Consider the following 16,633-nt stretch of genomic DNA (forward strand, 5'->3'; position numbering starts at 1 on the left):
TGAATTCAGAAACAATACGCTTCAACAGCGTTGATAGAGGCACTAGGTTGCGGCAACAGCGAGGGAGGGCACCATGCCCCATGACGGCCACCACAGCCATGAAACACCGCCGGATGGCTGGAAGCACAGCGGCGTCCGGGTGATCCCGGGCGACAACCTCGACACCAATACTGCCCAGACACCGGGCATGAACCGTGCCGCGGCCATCAACGCCGCCCGGGTCGGCGCGCAGAAGATCTGGGCCGGCACGGTGCATATCCACCCGGATGCCAAGACCGGTGCGCATCATCATGGCGCGCTGGAAAGCGTGATCTACGTGGTCAAGGGCCGCGCCCGCATGCGTTGGGGCGAGCGGCTGGAATTCGTCGCCGAGGCCGGCCCGGGCGATTTCATCTATGTGCCGCCCTATGTGCCGCACCAGGAGATCAACGCCTCCACCGATGAGACGCTGGAATGCGTCCTGGTCCGCAGCGACAACGAGGCGGTGGTGGTGAATCTTGATATCGAGCCGGTGGAGCGGCCGGAGAAGGTGCTCTGGGTGGACCCGATCCACAAGGCGCCCGGCGGCTGATCCTTGGAAGCGAGGCCGGCCCCGCACCGTCAGGAGGTTCATGCGCCATGCCGCTGCCGCCACCACCTATCCCGCCGGAGCCGGGGCATGTGCCCACGGAGCGCGAGCTGCGCGAGGACCTGGCCGCCGCCTACCGGCTGATCGCGCTGCATGGCATGACCGACTTGGTTTTCACCCATCTCTCGGCCAGGGTCCCAGGGGAAGGGCATCGCTTCCTGGTCAATCCCTATGGCCTGCTCTTCGAGGAAGTGACCGCCAGCAGCCTGGTGCTGGTGGATGCCGCAGGCGAACCGGCGCAGCCCACGCCCTGGCCGGTGAACCCTGCCGGCTTCGTCATCCATTCCGCCGTGCATCTCGGCCGCGCCGATGCGCAATGCGTCATGCACACGCATACCTTGGCTGGCATGGCGGTGGCGGCGCAGACCGGCGGGCTGCTGCCGCTGAACCAGATCTCGATGGAATTCAGCGGCCGCGTCGCCCTGCACGACTATGAGGGCATCGCGGCGGAGGACAACCTCACGGAGCGCGAGCGGCTGGTGCGCGACCTCGGCGACCGGCCCTGCATGATCCTCCGCCATCATGGGCTGCTGACGCTGGGCCGCAGCGTCGCCGAAGCCTTCTACCGGATGTGGTACCTGGAACAGTCCTGCCGCATCCAGCTTGCGGCCCAGGGGTCCGGCGCGCCGCTCGCCATCCCCTCGCGCGGCATGCTGGAGCGCACCCGCGCGCAATCGAGGCCGGGCCGGAGACCGGCTGGCTGCCCTGGCAGGCGCTCCGCCGCAAGCTCGACCGCGAACAGCCGGACTACCGCACCTGACCTGACACCGGGCTCCCGACCGGCTCCCCTGGCCGAGGCTGCCGGCCGGCCCTATCCTGCGTGCCTAGGGCAGGAGGAATGGCGCGATGGTGGCAGTGATCGTCTCGCCGCGGCTGATGCGGATCGGCGGCGGCAGCCTGCGGCAGGCGGCGGAGGTGCTGCGGCAATTCGGCCTCTCGCGGCCGCTGGTGGTGACCGATCCCTGGATGGTCTCCTCCGGCACGGTGGAGCGCTGCCTGGCGCCGCTGCGCGAGGCCGGCATCGCCGCCCAGGTCTTCAGCGACACCGTCCCGGACCCCACCGACACCGTCATCGAGGCCGGCGTCGCGGTGCTGGCCGCCGGCGATTTCGATTGCCTGATCGGCTTCGGCGGCGGCAGCCCGATGGATACCGCCAAGGCCATGGCGATCCTGGCCGCCGCGCCGCAGGGTGCAAAAATGCGCGAATTCAAGGTGCCGGCCCAGGCGGATCACGGCCTGGTGCCGGTGATCTGCATCCCCACCACCGCCGGCACCGGCAGCGAGGCCACCCGTTTCACCGTCATCACCGATACCGAAACCGACGAGAAGATGCTGATCGCGGGGCTCGGCGCCCTGCCGCTGGCTGCGATCGTGGATCATGAACTGACCTTCAGCCTGCCGCCGCGCACCACGGCCGATACCGGCATCGACAGCCTGACCCATGCGCTGGAAGCCTATGTCTCGAAGCGCGCCAACCCGCATGCGGATAGCCTGGCACTCTCGGCCATGCGGCTGATCGGCGCCAATCTCCGCAGCGTCTGGCGCGACCCCGGCAATGCGGCGGCACGGGAGGCGATGATGCTCGGCGCCATGCAGGCGGGGCTCGCCTTCTCCAACAGTTCGGTCGCGCTGGTGCATGGCATGAGCCGGCCGATCGGCGCGCATTTCCATGTGCCGCACGGGCTCTCCAACGCCATGCTGCTGCCGGCCGTGACGGAATTCGGCCTGAACGACGTACTGCCGCGCTATGCCGAGGCGGCGCGCGCCATCGGCGTCGCAACCCGCGAGGATGCCGACCAGGTGGCCGGCGCTCGGCTGCTGGAGGAATTGCGGGCGCTGAACACCGAATTGCAGGTGCCCACCCCGCGCGCCTACGGCATCGCGCCCGACAAGTGGGAGGGGCTGCTGCCGCTGATGGCGAAACAGGCCCTGGCCTCCGGCAGCCCGGCCAACAACCCGCGCGTGCCGACCGAGGAGCAGATCATCGGCCTCTACACCAAGGCCTATGGCTGAGGCTGCCTAACCCGGCCCGCCGCCGCGCCAGCCGGCCCACCAGGCCGGCAGGGCGGCCGCGGGCAGCGGCCGGCCGACCAGGAAGCCCTGCGCGGCATGCACGCCGAGCGCGCGCACCGTGGACCAGAGCCGGGCATCCGAGACACCCTCGGCGATCACGGTCTGGCCGCGCTTCTCGGCATGGCGGACCAGCCGCCGGACCTCGCGCCGGACCTGGCCCTGCGCCGGCAGGGCTTCCACCATGCTACGGTCCAGCTTGAAGCCGGCGAAGGGCAGGCCGAGCAGCCGGTCCCTGCCGTCATGCAGCACCAGATCGTCCAGCAGCACGCGGTGCCCGGCCTCGCGCAGGCGCAGCACTGCCCGGCGGAGCGCGGAGATATCCTGCACCGAGGTGGTTTCGGTCAGTTCCAGCGCCATCTGCTCCGCCCGCAGGCCGGTGCCGCGGCGGGCACGGGCGAGCCAGAGCGGCAGGTCGGGCTCCTGCAGCAGCGCCAGGGGCAGGTTGACCGAGACGCCAAGCCGCAACCGCTGCCAGAGCGGCGCCAGATCCGCGGCGGCGCGGGAGGCGACGATGACGGAGAGTGCCCGCGAAAGCCCGGCACTCTCGGCGAGCGGCACGAAGGCCGCCGGTGAGATCGGTGCCTCCGGGCGGTGCCAGCGGGCCAGCGCCTCCACCATCACCGGCCGGCGGTCCTGCAGGCGGACCACGGGCTGGTAGCGCACCACGATCTCGCCATTGGAGAGGCCGGCGCGCAGGGCGGCGGCGGCATCCCGTGGCAGCCTGCCGGGTTGCTGCCCGGCCTTCAGCATGGCCGCGGCCATGCGGCCGGAATCGACCGGCAAGGTGGGCCGGCCACCATGGCTGCGGCCCGGCGAGGCGGAGACGATGACCAGGCCGGTGCGCGCGCTGGGGTCGGACAGGGTGGCCAGCAGATGCGGCCAACTGTTGCCCGCGGCCGCGGGGTCGCAAACCAGATGGCCGGGGCCGTCGCCCGGCGCGGCCAGGTGCGCCAGCACCTCCGGCCCGGAGCCGATCACCAGGGCCGGTGCACGCCTGACGCGATGGGCGGCATCCTGGGCCGCGGCGATGATCGCCGGGTCATGCGCCAGCACCAGGATTTTGTCCCGGTAGGCCGTCGCCTGCATCAGGCCGCTGGAGATTTCCAAAATCCTGGCATCCCGGTGGCAAAGGAGTGGTTGATCGGCCGGTGGTGCTGCTGCGCCGTTGCCTCAGCATTCGCATAATGTCTCGGCGCGTTCAACGCTCCCTTGAGCGGTATCAATCCCGGCGGAGAATCCAGGGGTCGCTGATCCAGCGTGCGGATAATTCCGAGACGGTGCGCCGGATGAGGATTTCCCAGGCATTCGGGCCGATGAAGGCCGGGATGTAGCCGCGTGACTGGCACAGGGCAGCGAATTCCGGATCGGTAATGACGGAGCGAAGTGCCGCCACCAATGATTGAAGGAAACTCATATCTATTCCCGCCGAAAGCGCAAAGCCACGATGCGCTGCCAGCACAAGGGCGATTCCCTGTTCCGACAGGGTCGGAACCTCCGGCAGAAGCGGACTCCGCTCTTCCCGTGCCAGTCCGAGTCCCACCAGCCTGTCGTCGCGCAGCCCCGCCATCGCCTCCGGTGCCGCCAGCATGGCGCAGGGAATGTTCCCCGCCAGCACCGCCTGCCGCGCCGCCGCGGCATTGGGAAAGGCAAGCAGGTTGAGTGGCATGGCCCGGCTGAAGGCCAGCGCCGCCAATTGCGCCGCGGTGCCGGGCGGTGGGGTGCCCAGCGTCGCCTGCGGCCCCAGTGCCCGCAGCGCGGCGAGATCCGTGGCCGAGCCGGGATGCGCCACCAGCACCAGCGGCTCCTCCGCCACGGCGGCGACGAATTGCAGCCGGTCGAGCAGCGCCGCATCCCCGGCCTCGACCGCCCGCGCCAGCAGCAACGGCGTGGAGAAGGCGCCGACCAGCCGCCCATCGGGCCGCGCCGCGGCCAGCACCCGCGCCGCGGCCAAGCCGCCCTGGCCGGGCCGGTTCACCACCGCGACCGCGGCGTGCGGCCAGTGTCGCTCCAGGAAGGGGGCGAAGGCGCGGGCCCAGCTATCGGCGGCGCTGCCGGGCGCCCCGCCGGCCAGCAGCGTCATCGGCCCGCCCGCCTCGCGCCCCACGCTCTGCCCCGGCCCGGCGGCAAGCAGGGCTGGCAGCGAAAGCGCCGCCCGGCGGGAGGGGCGCATGCTAGACCCGGGCCGCCGCCTGGTTCTTGGCCCTGTCGGCGGCGCTGGCAGGCTCGCCGCGGCGCAGCCGGTTCTCGCCAGTGAAGCGCACGATCGGCGCCGCGATGAAGGTCGAGGAGGAGGTGCCCACCACGATCCCGAAGATCATCAGCCAGGCGAAGCCGGAAAGCGCCTCGCCGCCGAACAGCGCCAGGGGCAACGCCGAGAGCAGCAGGGTCATCGAGGTGCCGAGCGTCCGGTTCAGCGTCTCGTTGATCGAGAGGTCCACCAGTTGGTCCAATGGCATCTGCTTGTATTTGCGCAGGTTCTCCCGCATTCGGTCGAAGACCACGACCTTGTCGTTGGCATTGAAGCCGATGATGGTCAGGATCGCCGCGACCGTTGTCAGGTTGAACTCGATTCCGGTCAGCACCATGAAGCCGACCACCTTGGTGGTGTCGAGCATCAGGGTCACCACCCCCGCCACCGCGAATTGCCATTCGAAGCGGAACCAGATGTAGATCAGCATCGCCAGGAAGGAGATCGCCAGCGCGATCATGCCGCCGAGGAACAACTCGTCCGAGACGCGGTTGCCCACCGCCTCCACTCGCAGGATGCGCACCCCCGGCGCGGCCTGCTCCAGCGCGCCGCGCACCGCATTCACCGCCCCCTGCGTCCCCGCCTCGTCGCCCTGGACGGGCAGGCGGATCAGCACCGTGCTGGCATCGCCGAATTGCTGCAGCCCGACATCGCCGAGATTGAGCCCGCTGGCCGCACTCCTGAGCCGTCCGAGATCGGCAGGGCCCGGGGTGCGGACCTCCATGACGATGCCGCCCTTGAAGTCGATGCCCTTCTCCAGCCCGGGATAGAAGGCGCCGATCACCGAGGCGGTGGAGAGCACGGCCGAGGTGAGGAGGCCGATCCGCGCGCCCCGCATGAAGCGGATCTTGGTATTGTCCGGCACCAGCCGGAACAGCGGCCGCGACAGCCGGTCGAGCAGCCCGCGCCCGCCTTCCACCACCGGCAATTCCTTCGGTCGCTTCCAGCGGAACCACCAGGAGGCCAGCAGCCGCACCAGCGTGGTCGCCGTCCACATCTGCACCACCGTGCCGATCGCGACCGTCACCGCGAAGCCTTTCACCGGGCCGCTGCCAAAACCATAGAGGCAGCCCATGGCGATCAGGTTCGTGAGGTTCGAATCCATGATCGTGCCGCTGGCCTTGGTGAAGCCGGCCTCCAGGGCGCTGATCGGCGTGCGGCCGTTCTTCACCTCCTCCCGGATGCGTTCATTGATGAGGATATTGGCGTCGAGCGCGGTGCCGAGCGTCAGCACGATGCCGGCGATGCCCGGCAGGGTCAGCGTCGCCTCCAGCACCGAAAGCCCGGCCAGCAGCAGGATGATGTTCACCAGCAGGGCGATATTGGCGAACCAGCCGAACAGGCCATAGGCCAGGCCCATATAGAGGAAGACGAAGGCCGCCCCGGCCGCCAGCGCTAGCACGCCGGCGCGGATGGCGTCGGCGCCGAGTTCCGGCCCGACGGTGCGTTCCTCCACCACCGTCAGCGGCGCCGGCAGGGCGCCGGCCCGCAGCAGCACGGCCAGTTCATTGGCGCTGCGGGCGGTGAAGCTGCCGCTGATCTGGCCGCGGCCGCCGGTGATCGGCTCTCGGATATTCGGGGCGGTGATAACCTTGTCATCCAGCACGATTGCAAAGGGCCGGCCGACATTCTGCCGCGTCACCTCGGCGAAGCGGCGGGTGCCGATGGAATCGAAGGTGAAATTCACCACCCATTCGCCGTTGCGGCTGTCCTGGCCGGCGCGGGCATCGGAAAGGTTGGCGCCATCCACCTCGACCCGGCGGCGGACCGCGAAGCGCTCCGGCTGGCCGCCGCGGCCCTCGCCGGTCAGGAACATCACGCCGGGGGGCGGCGTGGCGGCCGTGGGGTTCACGCTCTCGTCCAGCAGGTGGAAGGTCATGCGGGCGGTCTTGCCCAGCAGGTCCTTGATCCGGTTGGGGTCCTCCACCCCCGGTAATTGCACGAGGATGCGGTTCTGCCCCTGCCGGGCGATCAGCGCCTCGGCCACGCCGGTCTCGTCGATGCGGCGGCGGACGATCTCGATCGACTGCTCCACCGCGCCGGAGGCCTTGGCGCGGAGCCCGGCCTCGGTCAGCGTGGCGGTGACGGTACCATCCGGCGCGGTGGCGACCTCGATATCCGGGGCGGTGGTGCCGGCGCCGGTCGGGATCTGGTTGGCCAGCTCCCGCATCTGCCGCGCCGCGGCCTCGGCCTGGGCGGTATCGCGCACTCGGAAGCTGACGCGCCGGCCGGCGGCATCGGCGGCCAGGTTCACATAGCCGATATTGGCGCCGCGCAGCCGGGTGCGGGCGCCATCGGCCAGGCTTTCCAGCCTTTCCCGCACCACCGCGTTCATGTCCACTTCCAGCAGCAGGTAGGATCCGCCGCGGAGATCGAGGCCGAGCGAGAATTGCCGAGCCCAGGAGGGCAGTTCCCCCTTGGGCGCCAGGTTCGGCAGGCAGAGCAGGACCCCGATTAGGCAGACGGCCAGGATTGCGGCGGTCTTCCAGCGGGCGAAATACATCATCGGGATTTGGCTCGTTCTTTGGGGGCGAACCCCCCTGGAAAATCGCCCGGAATGTGACCGCCGGACCCCGGGGATGCAAGCCCGGCCCCGGGCTGCCGGGCCCATATCCCTCAGACCGTGGCCAGGGCGATATGGTCCAGCCTTCCTGGGTGTTTCCATCCGGGGTGATTGAGGGCTAGACCGGGGCCGGTTTGCGGCTTGGGGACAGGGGCGCATGGGGCTCAGGATCGGCGTGCTGGGGGTCGGGCATTTCGGGCGGTTCCACGCACTGAAACTGGCCGCGCGCGGCTGCCTCGCGGGGGGTGCATGACGCCGATCCTGCCCGCGCCGCCGCCATCGCCGCCGAAACCGGCGCCCCGGCCCTGGCCGCCGAGGCGCTGATCGCCGCCAGCCAGGCGGTGGTGGTGACGGTGCCCACGGCCTTCCATCACGCGGCCGCCATGCAGGTGCTGGCGGCCGGCCGGCATCTTTTCGTCGAGAAACCGATCGCCGCCACCACCGACCAGGCCCGCGAGATCATCGCCGCCGCCCGCGCCCGCGGCCTGGTGCTGCAGGTCGGGCATATCGAGCGCTATTCGGCCGCCATCCGCACCCTGCGGGAGAGCGGCGCGGGGCAGGGCGCCCTGGCTTTCGAGGCGACGCGGGTGGCGCCCTTCCGGCCCCGCAGCCTGGATGTCTCGGTGGTGCTCGACCTGATGATCCATGACCTCGACCTGGTGCTGGGCCTGGCGGCCTCGCCCTTGGCCGGGGTGCGGGCGGTGGGAAGGGCGGTGATGTCGCCGCACCCGGATTTCGCCGTGGCGCAATTGCGGTTCGAGAGCGGCGCCGCCGCCACGGTCACGGCCAGCCGGATCAGCGTCGGGCTGGAACGCCGGCTGCGGGTGCTGGGGCCGGGGGGCGAGACGCGGGTGGACTTCCTGGCCCGCAGCCTGGAGCGGGTGCATCCCGGCGGCGCGGAACCCGTCGCCACCATGCCCGGCTGGGGCATCAGCCGCGCCACCTGGACCGAGCATGACAGCCTGGAGGCGGAGCAGGCGGGCTTCATCGCCAGCATCACCGCGGGCGCGCCGGTGGAGGCGGATGGCGAAGTGGGGCTGCGGGCGCTGGATGCGGCGCTGCGGGTGGAGGCGGCGATTGCGGGCAGGTAGCGGGCGGGCTGGCTTTTGCCGTTTCGTTGTGTTATCCTTGCGCGGTCAACGGGCTTGGTGTGCTCGCTCTCCGGGGCGTGCAAGCCTCAAAGCGCGAAACCTAAAATTCCAAAAGCCCTAGAGCATGATATTTGCTTTAAAATAAAAGACTTATGTTGGCTTCATCACCTTATATCGCAGAAATTCCTCAACCGAATTGAGCGACTTTTAGCCTCAATTCCTCAACCAGCCACCTCTAGCACCGCCGCCGCCGCCGCCTCGCTCGGCAGGCCCTCGGGCGGCCGCAGCAGTGCCAGTGCCTTGGCGAAGCCTTCCCGCTGCGCCGCCACCGCTGCCGGCTCCCGCAGCAGCCGGACCAGCTCGGCCGCCAGCTTCCCGGGCGTGCAATCCTGCTGGATGCGCTCCGGCACCACCTCCCGCTCCGCCAGCAGGTTCACCAGCGAGGCATGCGGCACCTTAACCAGCCGCCGGACAATGGCGGCGGTGACCGGGTTCACCCGATAGGCCACCACGTGAGGAATGCCCGCCACCGCCATCTCCAGCGAGGAAGTGCCGGACTTGATCAGCCCGGCCGCCGCCGCGGCGAAGGCGTCGTGCTTATCCGCCGCGCCCTGGACCAGGATCGGCGGCACCGGCCAGCCGGCGGTGCCGGCCCGGACCGCGGCCTCCACCGGCCCGGCCAGCGCCACCACCGGCCGCAGCCCCGGCACCTCCGCCGCGGCGAGCCGCAGGGCCTCCCCGAATGTGCCGAGCAGCCGCCGCACTTCGCCCCGCCGGCTGCCGGGCATGACGATCACCGGCCGGGCCCCGCCGCCCAGCCCATGCGCGGCCCGGAAACGGGTGGCATCCCCGGCATCGACGCCGCTTTCCAGCACGGGATGGCCGACGAATGTCACCGGGATGCCCGCCGCCTCGAAGAAGGGCGGCTCGAAGGGCAGCAGGGCCAGGATACGGTCCACCCGCTGGCGCATCTTCACTACCCGGCCCGGGCGCCAGGCCCAGACCTGCGGCGCCACGTAATGCACCACCTTGATGCCCGCCGACCGCACCCTTTCGGCCAGCCGCAGGGTGAAGCTCGGCGCGTCGATCGTCACCAGCACGGCGGGGCGGCGGGCGGCGATGTCGGCCTCGGCCTGGTCCATGCGCCGGGCCAGGCGGCGGAGGTTGGGCACCACCTCCAGCAGCCCCATCAGCGACAATTCCCGCATGGGGAAAAGGCTGGCGAGGCCCTGTTCCGCCATCCGCTCGCCGCCGATGCCAGCGAATTCCAGCCCCGGCCGGCGCCGGCGCAGCGCCGCCATCAATCGACCGCCCAGGATGTCACCCGAAGCCTCGCCGGCCACCAGATAGACCAACACCTTCCCTAGCCGCCGCCCGTGATCGCCGCCTGCTGCCGGGCGCTCTCGGCGAAGGCCCGCAACCCTTTCTCCACCGTCGCCCGGTCGAGGTCGCGCAGGATGAAGACCAGGCGGGAGCGCCGGTCATCCCCCTCTGGCCAGGCCGACAGCTTCACCGGCGGATGGAACAGGTGCTGCACGCCGTGGATGGCGACCGGCCGCTCCTCGCCCTCCAGGTTCAGGATGCCCTTGATCCGCAGCACGTTCTCGCCCCGCGTCATGGTCAGCACCTCCAGCCAGGTGGCGATGCCATCCCAGGGGAGGGGGGTGTCGAAACTCAGGCAGAAGGAATGGATGCGGGCATCGTGCCGGTTTGGGTCATGGTGGTGGCCGTGGTCATGCCCATGGTCCTGCGCCACCGCATAGGCTTCCGCATCCAACCAGCGCCGCACATCCGGGATCTTCCGGGTCGCGTCATAGAGGCCGCATTCCAGCAGCGCATCCGGCGCGATCTCGCCATGCCGGGCTTCCAGCAGCGGTGCGCCGGGGTTGAGGCTGCGCAGCCGGTCGCGCAGCGCCGCCATCTGTTCCGGCGTCGCGAGATCGGCTTTGGTGAGCACCAGCCGGTCGGCCATGGCGGCCTGCTTCACTGCCTCCGGCTGGCTGTCCAGGGTTGCCATGCCGGTCGCAGCATCCACCAGCGTCACCACCCCGTCCAGCCGGAAGCGGAAGAGCACCACCGGGTCGCTCATCAAGGTCTGCAGGATCGGCGCCGGATCGGCGAGCCCCGTGGTTTCCAGCACCACCCGGCGGATCGTGTGGCCGCCCTCGATCCGCACCGCGAGGTCCCGCAGCGCCCGCACCAGGTCGCCGCGCACCGTGCAGCAGAGGCAGCCGGCATTCAGCAGCACGGTATCGCCATCCAGCCGCTCCACCAGCAGGTGGTCGAGGCCGATCTCACCGAATTCGTTGATGAGCACCGCGGTATCGGTGAGGTCCGGGTGGCGCAGCAGCCGGTTCAGCAGGGTGGTCTTGCCGGCGCCGAGGAAGCCGGTCAGCACCGTGACGGGGACAGGCTCGGGGCGGGCGGGGGCCTGGGGCTGGTCGCTCATCGTCCGTACAGGGCCTCCGGATCCATTTCGGGCCGGGCGATCTCGGTCACCTGCCCATCGCGCAGCGCAAGGTAGAAGCAATTCCGCCGCCCGGTGTGGCAGGCGACGCCGGTCTGGTCCACCAGCAGCAGCAGCGTGTCGCCATCGCAATCAAGCCGGAGGTCCACCAGCCGCTGCACCTGGCCGGAGGTCTCGCCCTTGCGCCACAAGCCGTTGCGGCTGCGGGAGAAGTAGCAGACCCGGCCGGTGGCCAGCGTCTCCTCCACCGCCGCCTGGTTCATCCAGGCCAGCATCAGCACCTCCCCGGTATCGTGCTGCTGGGCAATGGCGGGCACCAGGCCACGCAGGTCAAAGCGGATGGCGGCGATGAGCCGGGCGCGGGATTCGGGGTCGGCGATGCTGGTTTCGGGCATGGATGATCTCCGCCTCTCCCTATATGGGGGATCAGGTCAGGACGGGAGAAGGGAATGGCCTCGGCCATGCCGCTGGAGGCGATGCTGGACCGGGCGGAGGCGCTCTGCGCCCGCCGCGGCGCGCAACTGACCGAATTGCGCCGGCAGGTGCTGCGCCTGGTGCTGGAGACGGAGCAGCCGGTGGGTGCCTATGCGCTGCTCGACCGGCTACGGGCGCTGCGCGCCGGCGCCGCGCCGCCCACGGTCTACCGGGCGCTGGACTTCCTGCGGGAACAGGGGCTGATCCACAAGGTGGAGCGCCTGAACGCCTATGTCGGCTGCATCGAGGCGGCGCAGCACCCGGCGGATTGCGATTGCGGGGCGGAGCACGACCACCCCCACCAATTCCTGATCTGCCGCCGCTGCGGCGCCACCGCCGAGATCAGCGACCCGGCGGTGGCCGCCGCCCTGGGAGCGGCGGCCGCGCGGGCCGGCTTCTCCCTGGACCGGGCGACGGTGGAGGCCGAGGGTCTCTGTGCCCGGTGCGGAGTGGCGGGTTGAGGCGCTACCCCTCCAGCCGCCGCAGCCCCTGTTCCAGATCCGCGATCAGATCCGCCGGCTCCTCCAGCCCGATATGGATGCGCGCCATCGGGCCGCCGAAATCGCCGGTGCCGGCGGTGCGGGTAATGAAGCCAGTGGTGGGCAGGGCCAGGCTCTCGAAGCCGCCCCAGCTCGCGCCGATGCCAAACAGCGAGAGGCTGTCGATGAAGCGCATCACGTCCTCGATCCGGTAGCGCGGCTGGAACACCACGCCAAACAGGCTGCAGGCGCCGGTGAAGTCGCGCCGCCAGAGGTCGTGCTGGGGATGCGAGGGCAGCGCCGGATGCATCACCCTGAGCACCTCCGGCCGCGTCGCGAACCAGCGCGCCACTTCCAGCCCCGACTGTTCCTGCCGCTTCAGCCGCACCGCCATGGTGCGCACGCCGCGCAGCGCCAGCCAGGCATCATCCGGCGAGGCGAATTGCCCGAGCAGCGAGGCGGTGGCGCGCACCGCCTGCCAATCGGCATCACTGTTCACCGTGACGCTGCCGAGCAGCACATCCGAATGCCCGCCGACATATTTGGTCAGGGCCTGGATGGAGACATCCACCCCATGCGCAAAGGGCTGGAAGTGGTGGATGCCCCAGGTATTGTCCATCAATACCTTGATGTCCCCTGGGGCCCCGGCGGCATGCGCGGCGCGGGCGATTGCGGGCACGTCCTGCATCTCGAAGGTATGGCTGCCCGGGCTCTCGGTATAGACCACCCTGGTATTGGGGCGGATCAGCGCCCGCATCCCCGCCTCACCTACCGTCGGGTCGTAGAAGGTGGTCTCGACGCCCCAGCCCTTCAGCAGCGTTTCACAGAGGTTGCGCGCCGGCCCATAGACACTGTCCGGCATCAGGCAGTGGTCGCCGGACTTGAGATAGGCCATCAGCGGCACCGCCACCGCGGCGAGGCCGGTGCCGACGATCAGGCAGCGCGTGCCGCCCTCGATCTCGGCCACCACGTCTTCCAGCGCGTAATGGGTGGGGCCGCCCTGGGTGCCATAGGTCATGAACTGCTCGAAGCGGTGCTTCGCGCCATCGCGCCGCGCCTCGCAATTCGGGTGCAGCACGGTCGAGCCGCGATGCACCGCCGGATTGACGAAGCCATGCACATGCGTGCCCGCCCGCCCGGCATGGCTCATGCGCGTGGCGAAGCCCTGCGCGGTGCGGGTTTTTGGCATGGAATCGTCGGGCATCAGCGCGTCACCTTCGGGGTTTCGGGCCGTCCGGCCCATTCGGTCCAGGAACCATCATAGACGGCGGGTTCGGGAAAACCCGCCTGTACCAGGCCAAGCGCGAGGATGCAGGCGGTGACGCCGGTGCCGCAGGAGGTGACGACGGGCTGTTCCGCCTCCACCCCCGCCGCCTCGAAACGGGCGCGCAGCGCGGCCGGCGCCAGCATGGTCTGGTCGGGATTCAGCAACTCGTTGAAGGGCAGGCTTGCCGAGCCCGGCATATGGCCGGAGGGCAGGCCGGGGCGCGGCTCCGGCGCGCTGCCGTCGAAGCGGCCGCGGGCACGGGCATCCAGGATCAGCGCCGCGCCGCCGCCTTGCCGCACGATCCGCTTGATGTCGCCGATGCCGCGCACCCGCTCCGCCTGGAAATCCGGGACGAAGCTGGCGGCAGAGGGAGCAGGGGGGGGGGCCGCTTTCGGTGGGGCGGGTTTCGTGCTGCCATTTCGGCAAGCCGCCATCCAGCACCGCCGCCGCCTCATGCCCGAAGAGCCGCATCAGCCACCAGCCGCGCGCCGCGCTGGCCAGGCCCTTCTGGTCGTAGAAGACGATCCGCGAGGCGTTGGAGACGCCCATGGCGCCCATCAGCTTCGCGAAGCGTGCCGGTGTCGGGATCATGTGCGGCAGGTCGCTGTCCGGGTCCGCGACCTCGTCGATATCGAAGTAGCGGGCGCCCGGGATATGCGCCTCGGCGAATTTGGCGCGGCCGTCGAGCTTCTCGTTCGGCAGGTATTTGGTGGCATCGAAGACGATGAGATCGGGCTTGCCAAGCTCCCTGGCGAGCCATTCCGTCGAAACCAGGTTGTCCATCACGCCTGCTCCCCGACCAGCGTTACATAGACCCGCCGGTTCTGCCTGCCCTTGTTCTCCAGCTTCGTCACCTCGACCCGGCCGATCTCGGCGGTGCTCCGCACATGCGTGCCGCCGCAGGGCTGCAGGTCCACCGGCGCCGCCGCCGCGCCGATCCGCACCAGCCGGACGCGCCCGGCGCCGCGCGGCGGCTGCACAGAGAGGGTGCGCACCAGGCCGGGATTGGCCTCAAGCTCCGCCTCGGTGATCCATTGCTCGCCTACCGGATGGTCGGCCGCGATCAGCGCGTTCAGCCGCTCGGTCAGCCAGTCCTTGGTGGGCGGCTCGGCCAGGTCGAAATCCAGCCGCGAGCGCTCGGCGCCGATCTGTCCGCCGGTGACGCCGGCGCCGGGGATCAGGCTGCACAGGAGATGCAGGCTGGTATGCATCCGCATATGCCGGTGCCGCAGCCCCCAATCCAGCCGCGCCGTCACCATGGCGCCAAGGGGTGGCAGGGTAGCGCCCTCGGCGGGGAGGTGCAGCACACTCTCGCCCGGCCCCTTCACGGCGCGGGCCACCGGCATCTCGCCCCCGTCCCAGGCCAGGACGCCGGCATCGCCCGGCTGGCCGCCGGCCTGGGGGTAGAAGACGCTCTGGTCCAGCACCACCCCCTCCGGCCCGGCCGCCAGCACGCGCGCTGTGCAGTCCTGGGCATAGGCATCCTCGCGGAACAGCGGTTCGGTCCGCATCTCGGTCACGTCCATTCGCGCCTGAGCCTCTCCCGGTTCTGCCGCAGCCAATAGAGGCAGACCGCGGCGGTCACGTTCTCGATCCGATTGGCATCCAGCAGGGCGAAGGCCGCCGCGGCCGGCAGCACCAGCACCCGGATATCCTCGCCCTCATGGACCAGGCCATGGGTGGTGCCGAGGGCGCCCGCCTCGGGCAGCGTCACCTGCGCGGCGTAGTAGAACATCAGCTCGTCGCAGCCGCCCTGCATCAGCATGAAGCGGCCGATCGTCTCGAAGCGGCCGGGGAGGAGGCCGGTCTCCTCCTCGATCTCGCGCCGGGCCGCCGCCTCCGGGTCCTCGCCGATCTCGACCAGGCCGGCGGCGCATTCGGTCATCACCGGCGGCAGGCCGGCGGCCAGCGCCGGCAGCCGGAATTGCTCGATCAGTACGAGCCGGTCGGTCACGGGGTCATAGGGCAGCACGGCCACGCCGCGGCCGCGCCGCCACAACTCCCAGACCAGCTCGCCCGAGGGCGCGCCGTCAAACCGGGTGTAGCGGAATCGCACCCGTTGCAGCGGGAAGCGGCCATCCCAGACCACCTCATCCGCTGAAACCTCCAATCCCGGATGCGCCGGGATGTACGGCGCCTTGGCTGGTCTGGCCTTCATGCGCCGGGGACCGTAGCCTCCGGGGGGGGAACGCCGTCCATGGACACCCAGCCGATTATCCAACCACCCCTTGGGCCCGCCGCCCGGCCCCCCGACGAGGCCGCGCTGCGGCTGCGGCGGGACCGCGCCCGGAAGCGGGCGGTCTTCTTCGTGCTGGGCGCGGCCGGGATCTTCACCATCGCCGCCGCCTTCGTGAAGGCGCTGGAGGGCGGCATCCCGCTGGCCCAGGTGATCTTCTGCCGCAATCTCTTCGCAATTCCGGCCCTGCTGCCTCTGCTCTGGCGGCATGGCGGGCTGGCGGCGCTGCGCACCTCGTATCCGGGGATGCATGCGATCCGCACTGCCGCCGGCCTGCTCGGCATGGCCGGCGCCTTCTACGGTTATGCCACCTTGCCGCTGGCCACCGTGACCGCGCTCGGCTTCACCATGCCGCTGTTCCTGACGGTGCTTTCCGTGCCGCTGCTGCGGGAGCGCGTCGGGCCGCGCCGGGGCGCGGCGGTGCTGGCGGGCTTCTGCGGCGTGTTATTGATGGCGCATCCTTCGGAGGGCGCCGCGGGGCAGCATTTCGCCACGCTGATGGTGCTGCTGGGGGCGCTGGGCTGGGCGATTGCCATGATTACCATCCGCCGCATGGGCGATGCTGGGGAGGCGGGCGTCACCATCGTGCTCTGGTTCTCCTTCGCCGCCGCGGTGGTCTCCGGCTTGGCCAGCATCCCGGTCTGGGTGGCGCCCACGGCCTGGCAATGGGCGATGCTGGCCGGCACCGGCCTGGTCTCGGCCCTGGCGCAGGTGCTGATGACCGAGGGCTACCGGCGGGGCGAGGCATCCCTGCTCGCCCCCTTCGAATATTCCGCCATCCTCTGGACCACCCTGCTCGGCGCGCTGGTCTGGGCGGAACTGCCGGATGGCTGGGATTTCGCCGGCATGGCGGTGCTGGTGGCAAGCGGCCTCTATATCTGGCGTCGCGAAATGGCCCTGGGGATCCGGCGCTAGGGCGGCGCTACCGCGGCCGCGGCGCCCGCGCCACCTGCTCCAGGAAGGCCGCCGTCTCTTGGTTGAGGAAGTCCGCATCTGTGTGCGGGCGAGACCGGGCGCTTCGATTCAGCATGGCGACATGAAGCGTGGAGGGGCATCGGGCAGCGACGCCATGCCATTCGAGGAGCATCAGCGATGGTCTGCTGCTTC

The 16,633-nt window shown here is 70.3% G+C and carries 15 protein-coding genes and 2 pseudogenes; 6 read left to right on the top strand and 11 right to left on the bottom strand.

The genetic code is table 11. From position 1 onward, the window contains the following. The first annotated feature begins 73 nt into the window (after nucleotides 1–73). From KSF81_RS14975 to KSF81_RS14985, 3 genes and pseudogenes are all read left to right on the top strand, one after another. Nucleotides 74–571, top strand: coding sequence for a cupin domain-containing protein (locus KSF81_RS14975; protein ID WP_217379682.1), 498 nt, complete (start codon nucleotides 74–76; stop codon nucleotides 569–571). A 47-nt stretch (nucleotides 572–618) separates the two neighbouring features. Continuing rightward, nucleotides 619–1,388: pseudogene (locus KSF81_RS14980) on the top strand (class II aldolase/adducin family protein). Between the two features lie 86 nt (nucleotides 1,389–1,474). Then, a complete protein-coding gene (locus KSF81_RS14985; protein ID WP_217379683.1) occupies nucleotides 1,475–2,641 on the top strand; it encodes an iron-containing alcohol dehydrogenase in 1,167 nt (388 codons plus the stop codon). A gap of 6 nt (nucleotides 2,642–2,647) precedes the next feature. On the opposite strand, the gene KSF81_RS14990 is transcribed toward KSF81_RS14985, so the two are convergent. The 3 genes from KSF81_RS14990 to secD all read right to left on the bottom strand — a co-directional run bounded on the left by KSF81_RS14990 (nucleotide 2,648) and on the right by secD (nucleotide 7,455). Continuing rightward, nucleotides 2,648–3,808: an EAL domain-containing protein gene (locus tag KSF81_RS14990; protein WP_217379684.1), complete on the bottom strand. Its 1,161-nt coding sequence runs from the start codon at nucleotides 3,806–3,808 to the stop codon at nucleotides 2,648–2,650. A gap of 112 nt (nucleotides 3,809–3,920) precedes the next feature. Next, entirely contained in the window at nucleotides 3,921–4,871 is a 951-nt protein-coding gene (locus KSF81_RS14995; protein ID WP_217379685.1) for a tripartite tricarboxylate transporter substrate-binding protein, read from the bottom strand. Nucleotide 4,872: 1 nt separating this feature from the next. After that, a complete protein-coding gene (gene secD / locus KSF81_RS15000) occupies nucleotides 4,873–7,455 on the bottom strand; it encodes a protein translocase subunit SecD (RefSeq protein WP_217379686.1) in 2,583 nt (860 codons plus the stop codon). Nucleotides 7,456–7,757: 302 nt separating this feature from the next. Here secD and KSF81_RS15005 point away from each other — a divergent pair, with 302 nt between their 5' ends. Then, nucleotides 7,758–8,603 carry a Gfo/Idh/MocA family oxidoreductase gene (locus tag KSF81_RS15005; protein ID WP_309139568.1) on the top strand — a complete coding sequence of 282 codons (846 nt, stop codon included), beginning with the start codon at nucleotides 7,758–7,760 and terminating at the stop codon, nucleotides 8,601–8,603. A 221-nt stretch (nucleotides 8,604–8,824) separates the two neighbouring features. On the opposite strand, the gene lpxB is transcribed toward KSF81_RS15005, so the two are convergent. The 3 genes from lpxB to hisI all read right to left on the bottom strand — a co-directional run bounded on the left by lpxB (nucleotide 8,825) and on the right by hisI (nucleotide 11,465). Continuing rightward, nucleotides 8,825–9,904 carry a lipid-A-disaccharide synthase gene (gene lpxB, locus KSF81_RS15010; RefSeq protein ID WP_254454052.1) on the bottom strand — a complete coding sequence of 360 codons (1,080 nt, stop codon included), beginning with the start codon at nucleotides 9,902–9,904 and terminating at the stop codon, nucleotides 8,825–8,827. A gap of 62 nt (nucleotides 9,905–9,966) precedes the next feature. Then, a complete protein-coding gene (locus KSF81_RS15015) occupies nucleotides 9,967–11,052 on the bottom strand; it encodes a GTP-binding protein (RefSeq protein WP_217379688.1) in 1,086 nt (361 codons plus the stop codon). Further along, entirely contained in the window at nucleotides 11,049–11,465 is a 417-nt protein-coding gene (gene hisI / locus KSF81_RS15020) for a phosphoribosyl-AMP cyclohydrolase (RefSeq protein WP_217379689.1), read from the bottom strand. The genes KSF81_RS15015 and hisI overlap by 4 nt, the downstream gene beginning before the upstream one ends. Nucleotides 11,466–11,519: 54 nt before the next feature. On the opposite strand from hisI, the gene KSF81_RS15025 reads away from it, so the two are divergent. Continuing rightward, nucleotides 11,520–12,005, top strand: coding sequence for a Fur family transcriptional regulator (locus KSF81_RS15025; protein ID WP_217379690.1), 486 nt, complete (start codon nucleotides 11,520–11,522; stop codon nucleotides 12,003–12,005). A gap of 4 nt (nucleotides 12,006–12,009) precedes the next feature. Here the strand turns inward: KSF81_RS15025 and metC are convergent, their stop codons facing one another. The 5 genes and pseudogenes from metC to KSF81_RS15045 all read right to left on the bottom strand — a co-directional run bounded on the left by metC (nucleotide 12,010) and on the right by KSF81_RS15045 (nucleotide 15,448). Then, entirely contained in the window at nucleotides 12,010–13,227 is a 1,218-nt protein-coding gene (metC, locus tag KSF81_RS15030) for a cystathionine beta-lyase (RefSeq protein WP_217379691.1), read from the bottom strand. Beyond that, nucleotides 13,227–13,724, bottom strand: a complete 498-nt coding sequence (locus tag KSF81_RS32175; protein ID WP_375293331.1) for a rhodanese-like domain-containing protein — start codon at nucleotides 13,722–13,724, stop codon at nucleotides 13,227–13,229. The genes metC and KSF81_RS32175 overlap by 1 nt, the downstream gene beginning before the upstream one ends. A gap of 34 nt (nucleotides 13,725–13,758) precedes the next feature. Then, a pseudogene (locus tag KSF81_RS32180) lies at nucleotides 13,759–14,073 on the bottom strand (rhodanese-like domain-containing protein); the annotation flags it as partial. Continuing rightward, nucleotides 14,073–14,816 carry an alanyl-tRNA editing protein gene (locus KSF81_RS15040; protein WP_254453541.1) on the bottom strand — a complete coding sequence of 248 codons (744 nt, stop codon included), beginning with the start codon at nucleotides 14,814–14,816 and terminating at the stop codon, nucleotides 14,073–14,075. The pseudogene KSF81_RS32180 and the gene KSF81_RS15040, both read right to left, overlap by 1 nt. After that, a complete protein-coding gene (locus KSF81_RS15045) occupies nucleotides 14,807–15,448 on the bottom strand; it encodes an NUDIX domain-containing protein (RefSeq protein ID WP_217379692.1) in 642 nt (213 codons plus the stop codon). The genes KSF81_RS15040 and KSF81_RS15045 overlap by 10 nt, the downstream gene beginning before the upstream one ends. A 39-nt stretch (nucleotides 15,449–15,487) precedes the next feature. Here KSF81_RS15045 and KSF81_RS15050 point away from each other — a divergent pair, with 39 nt between their 5' ends. After that, entirely contained in the window at nucleotides 15,488–16,441 is a 954-nt protein-coding gene (locus KSF81_RS15050; protein WP_217379693.1) for a DMT family transporter, read from the top strand. Nucleotides 16,442–16,633: the final 192 nt, after the last annotated feature.

Source organism: Siccirubricoccus sp. G192 (assembly GCF_019084075.1).
Classification (GTDB): Bacteria; Pseudomonadota; Alphaproteobacteria; order Acetobacterales; family Acetobacteraceae; genus G192.

Coding starts and splice junctions, on each gene's coding strand:
- KSF81_RS14975 (WP_217379682.1), top strand. CDS start 74: ATGCCCCATGACGGCCACCACAGCCATGAAACACCGCCGGATGGCTGG.
- KSF81_RS14985 (WP_217379683.1), top strand. CDS start 1,475: ATGGTGGCAGTGATCGTCTCGCCGCGGCTGATGCGGATCGGCGGCGGC.
- KSF81_RS14995 (WP_217379685.1), bottom strand. CDS start 4,871: ATGCGCCCCTCCCGCCGGGCGGCGCTTTCGCTGCCAGCCCTGCTTGCC.
- secD (WP_217379686.1), bottom strand. CDS start 7,455: ATGATGTATTTCGCCCGCTGGAAGACCGCCGCAATCCTGGCCGTCTGC.
- lpxB (WP_254454052.1), bottom strand. CDS start 9,904: ATGGCGGCGCTGCGCCGGCGCCGGCCGGGGCTGGAATTCGCTGGCATC.
- KSF81_RS15015 (WP_217379688.1), bottom strand. CDS start 11,052: ATGAGCGACCAGCCCCAGGCCCCCGCCCGCCCCGAGCCTGTCCCCGTC.
- hisI (WP_217379689.1), bottom strand. CDS start 11,465: ATGCCCGAAACCAGCATCGCCGACCCCGAATCCCGCGCCCGGCTCATC.
- KSF81_RS15025 (WP_217379690.1), top strand. CDS start 11,520: ATGGCCTCGGCCATGCCGCTGGAGGCGATGCTGGACCGGGCGGAGGCG.
- metC (WP_217379691.1), bottom strand. CDS start 13,227: ATGCCCGACGATTCCATGCCAAAAACCCGCACCGCGCAGGGCTTCGCC.
- KSF81_RS32175 (WP_375293331.1), bottom strand. CDS start 13,724: ATGGCGGCTTGCCGAAATGGCAGCACGAAACCCGCCCCACCGAAAGCG.
- KSF81_RS15040 (WP_254453541.1), bottom strand. CDS start 14,816: ATGGACGTGACCGAGATGCGGACCGAACCGCTGTTCCGCGAGGATGCC.
- KSF81_RS15045 (WP_217379692.1), bottom strand. CDS start 15,448: ATGAAGGCCAGACCAGCCAAGGCGCCGTACATCCCGGCGCATCCGGGA.
- KSF81_RS15050 (WP_217379693.1), top strand. CDS start 15,488: ATGGACACCCAGCCGATTATCCAACCACCCCTTGGGCCCGCCGCCCGG.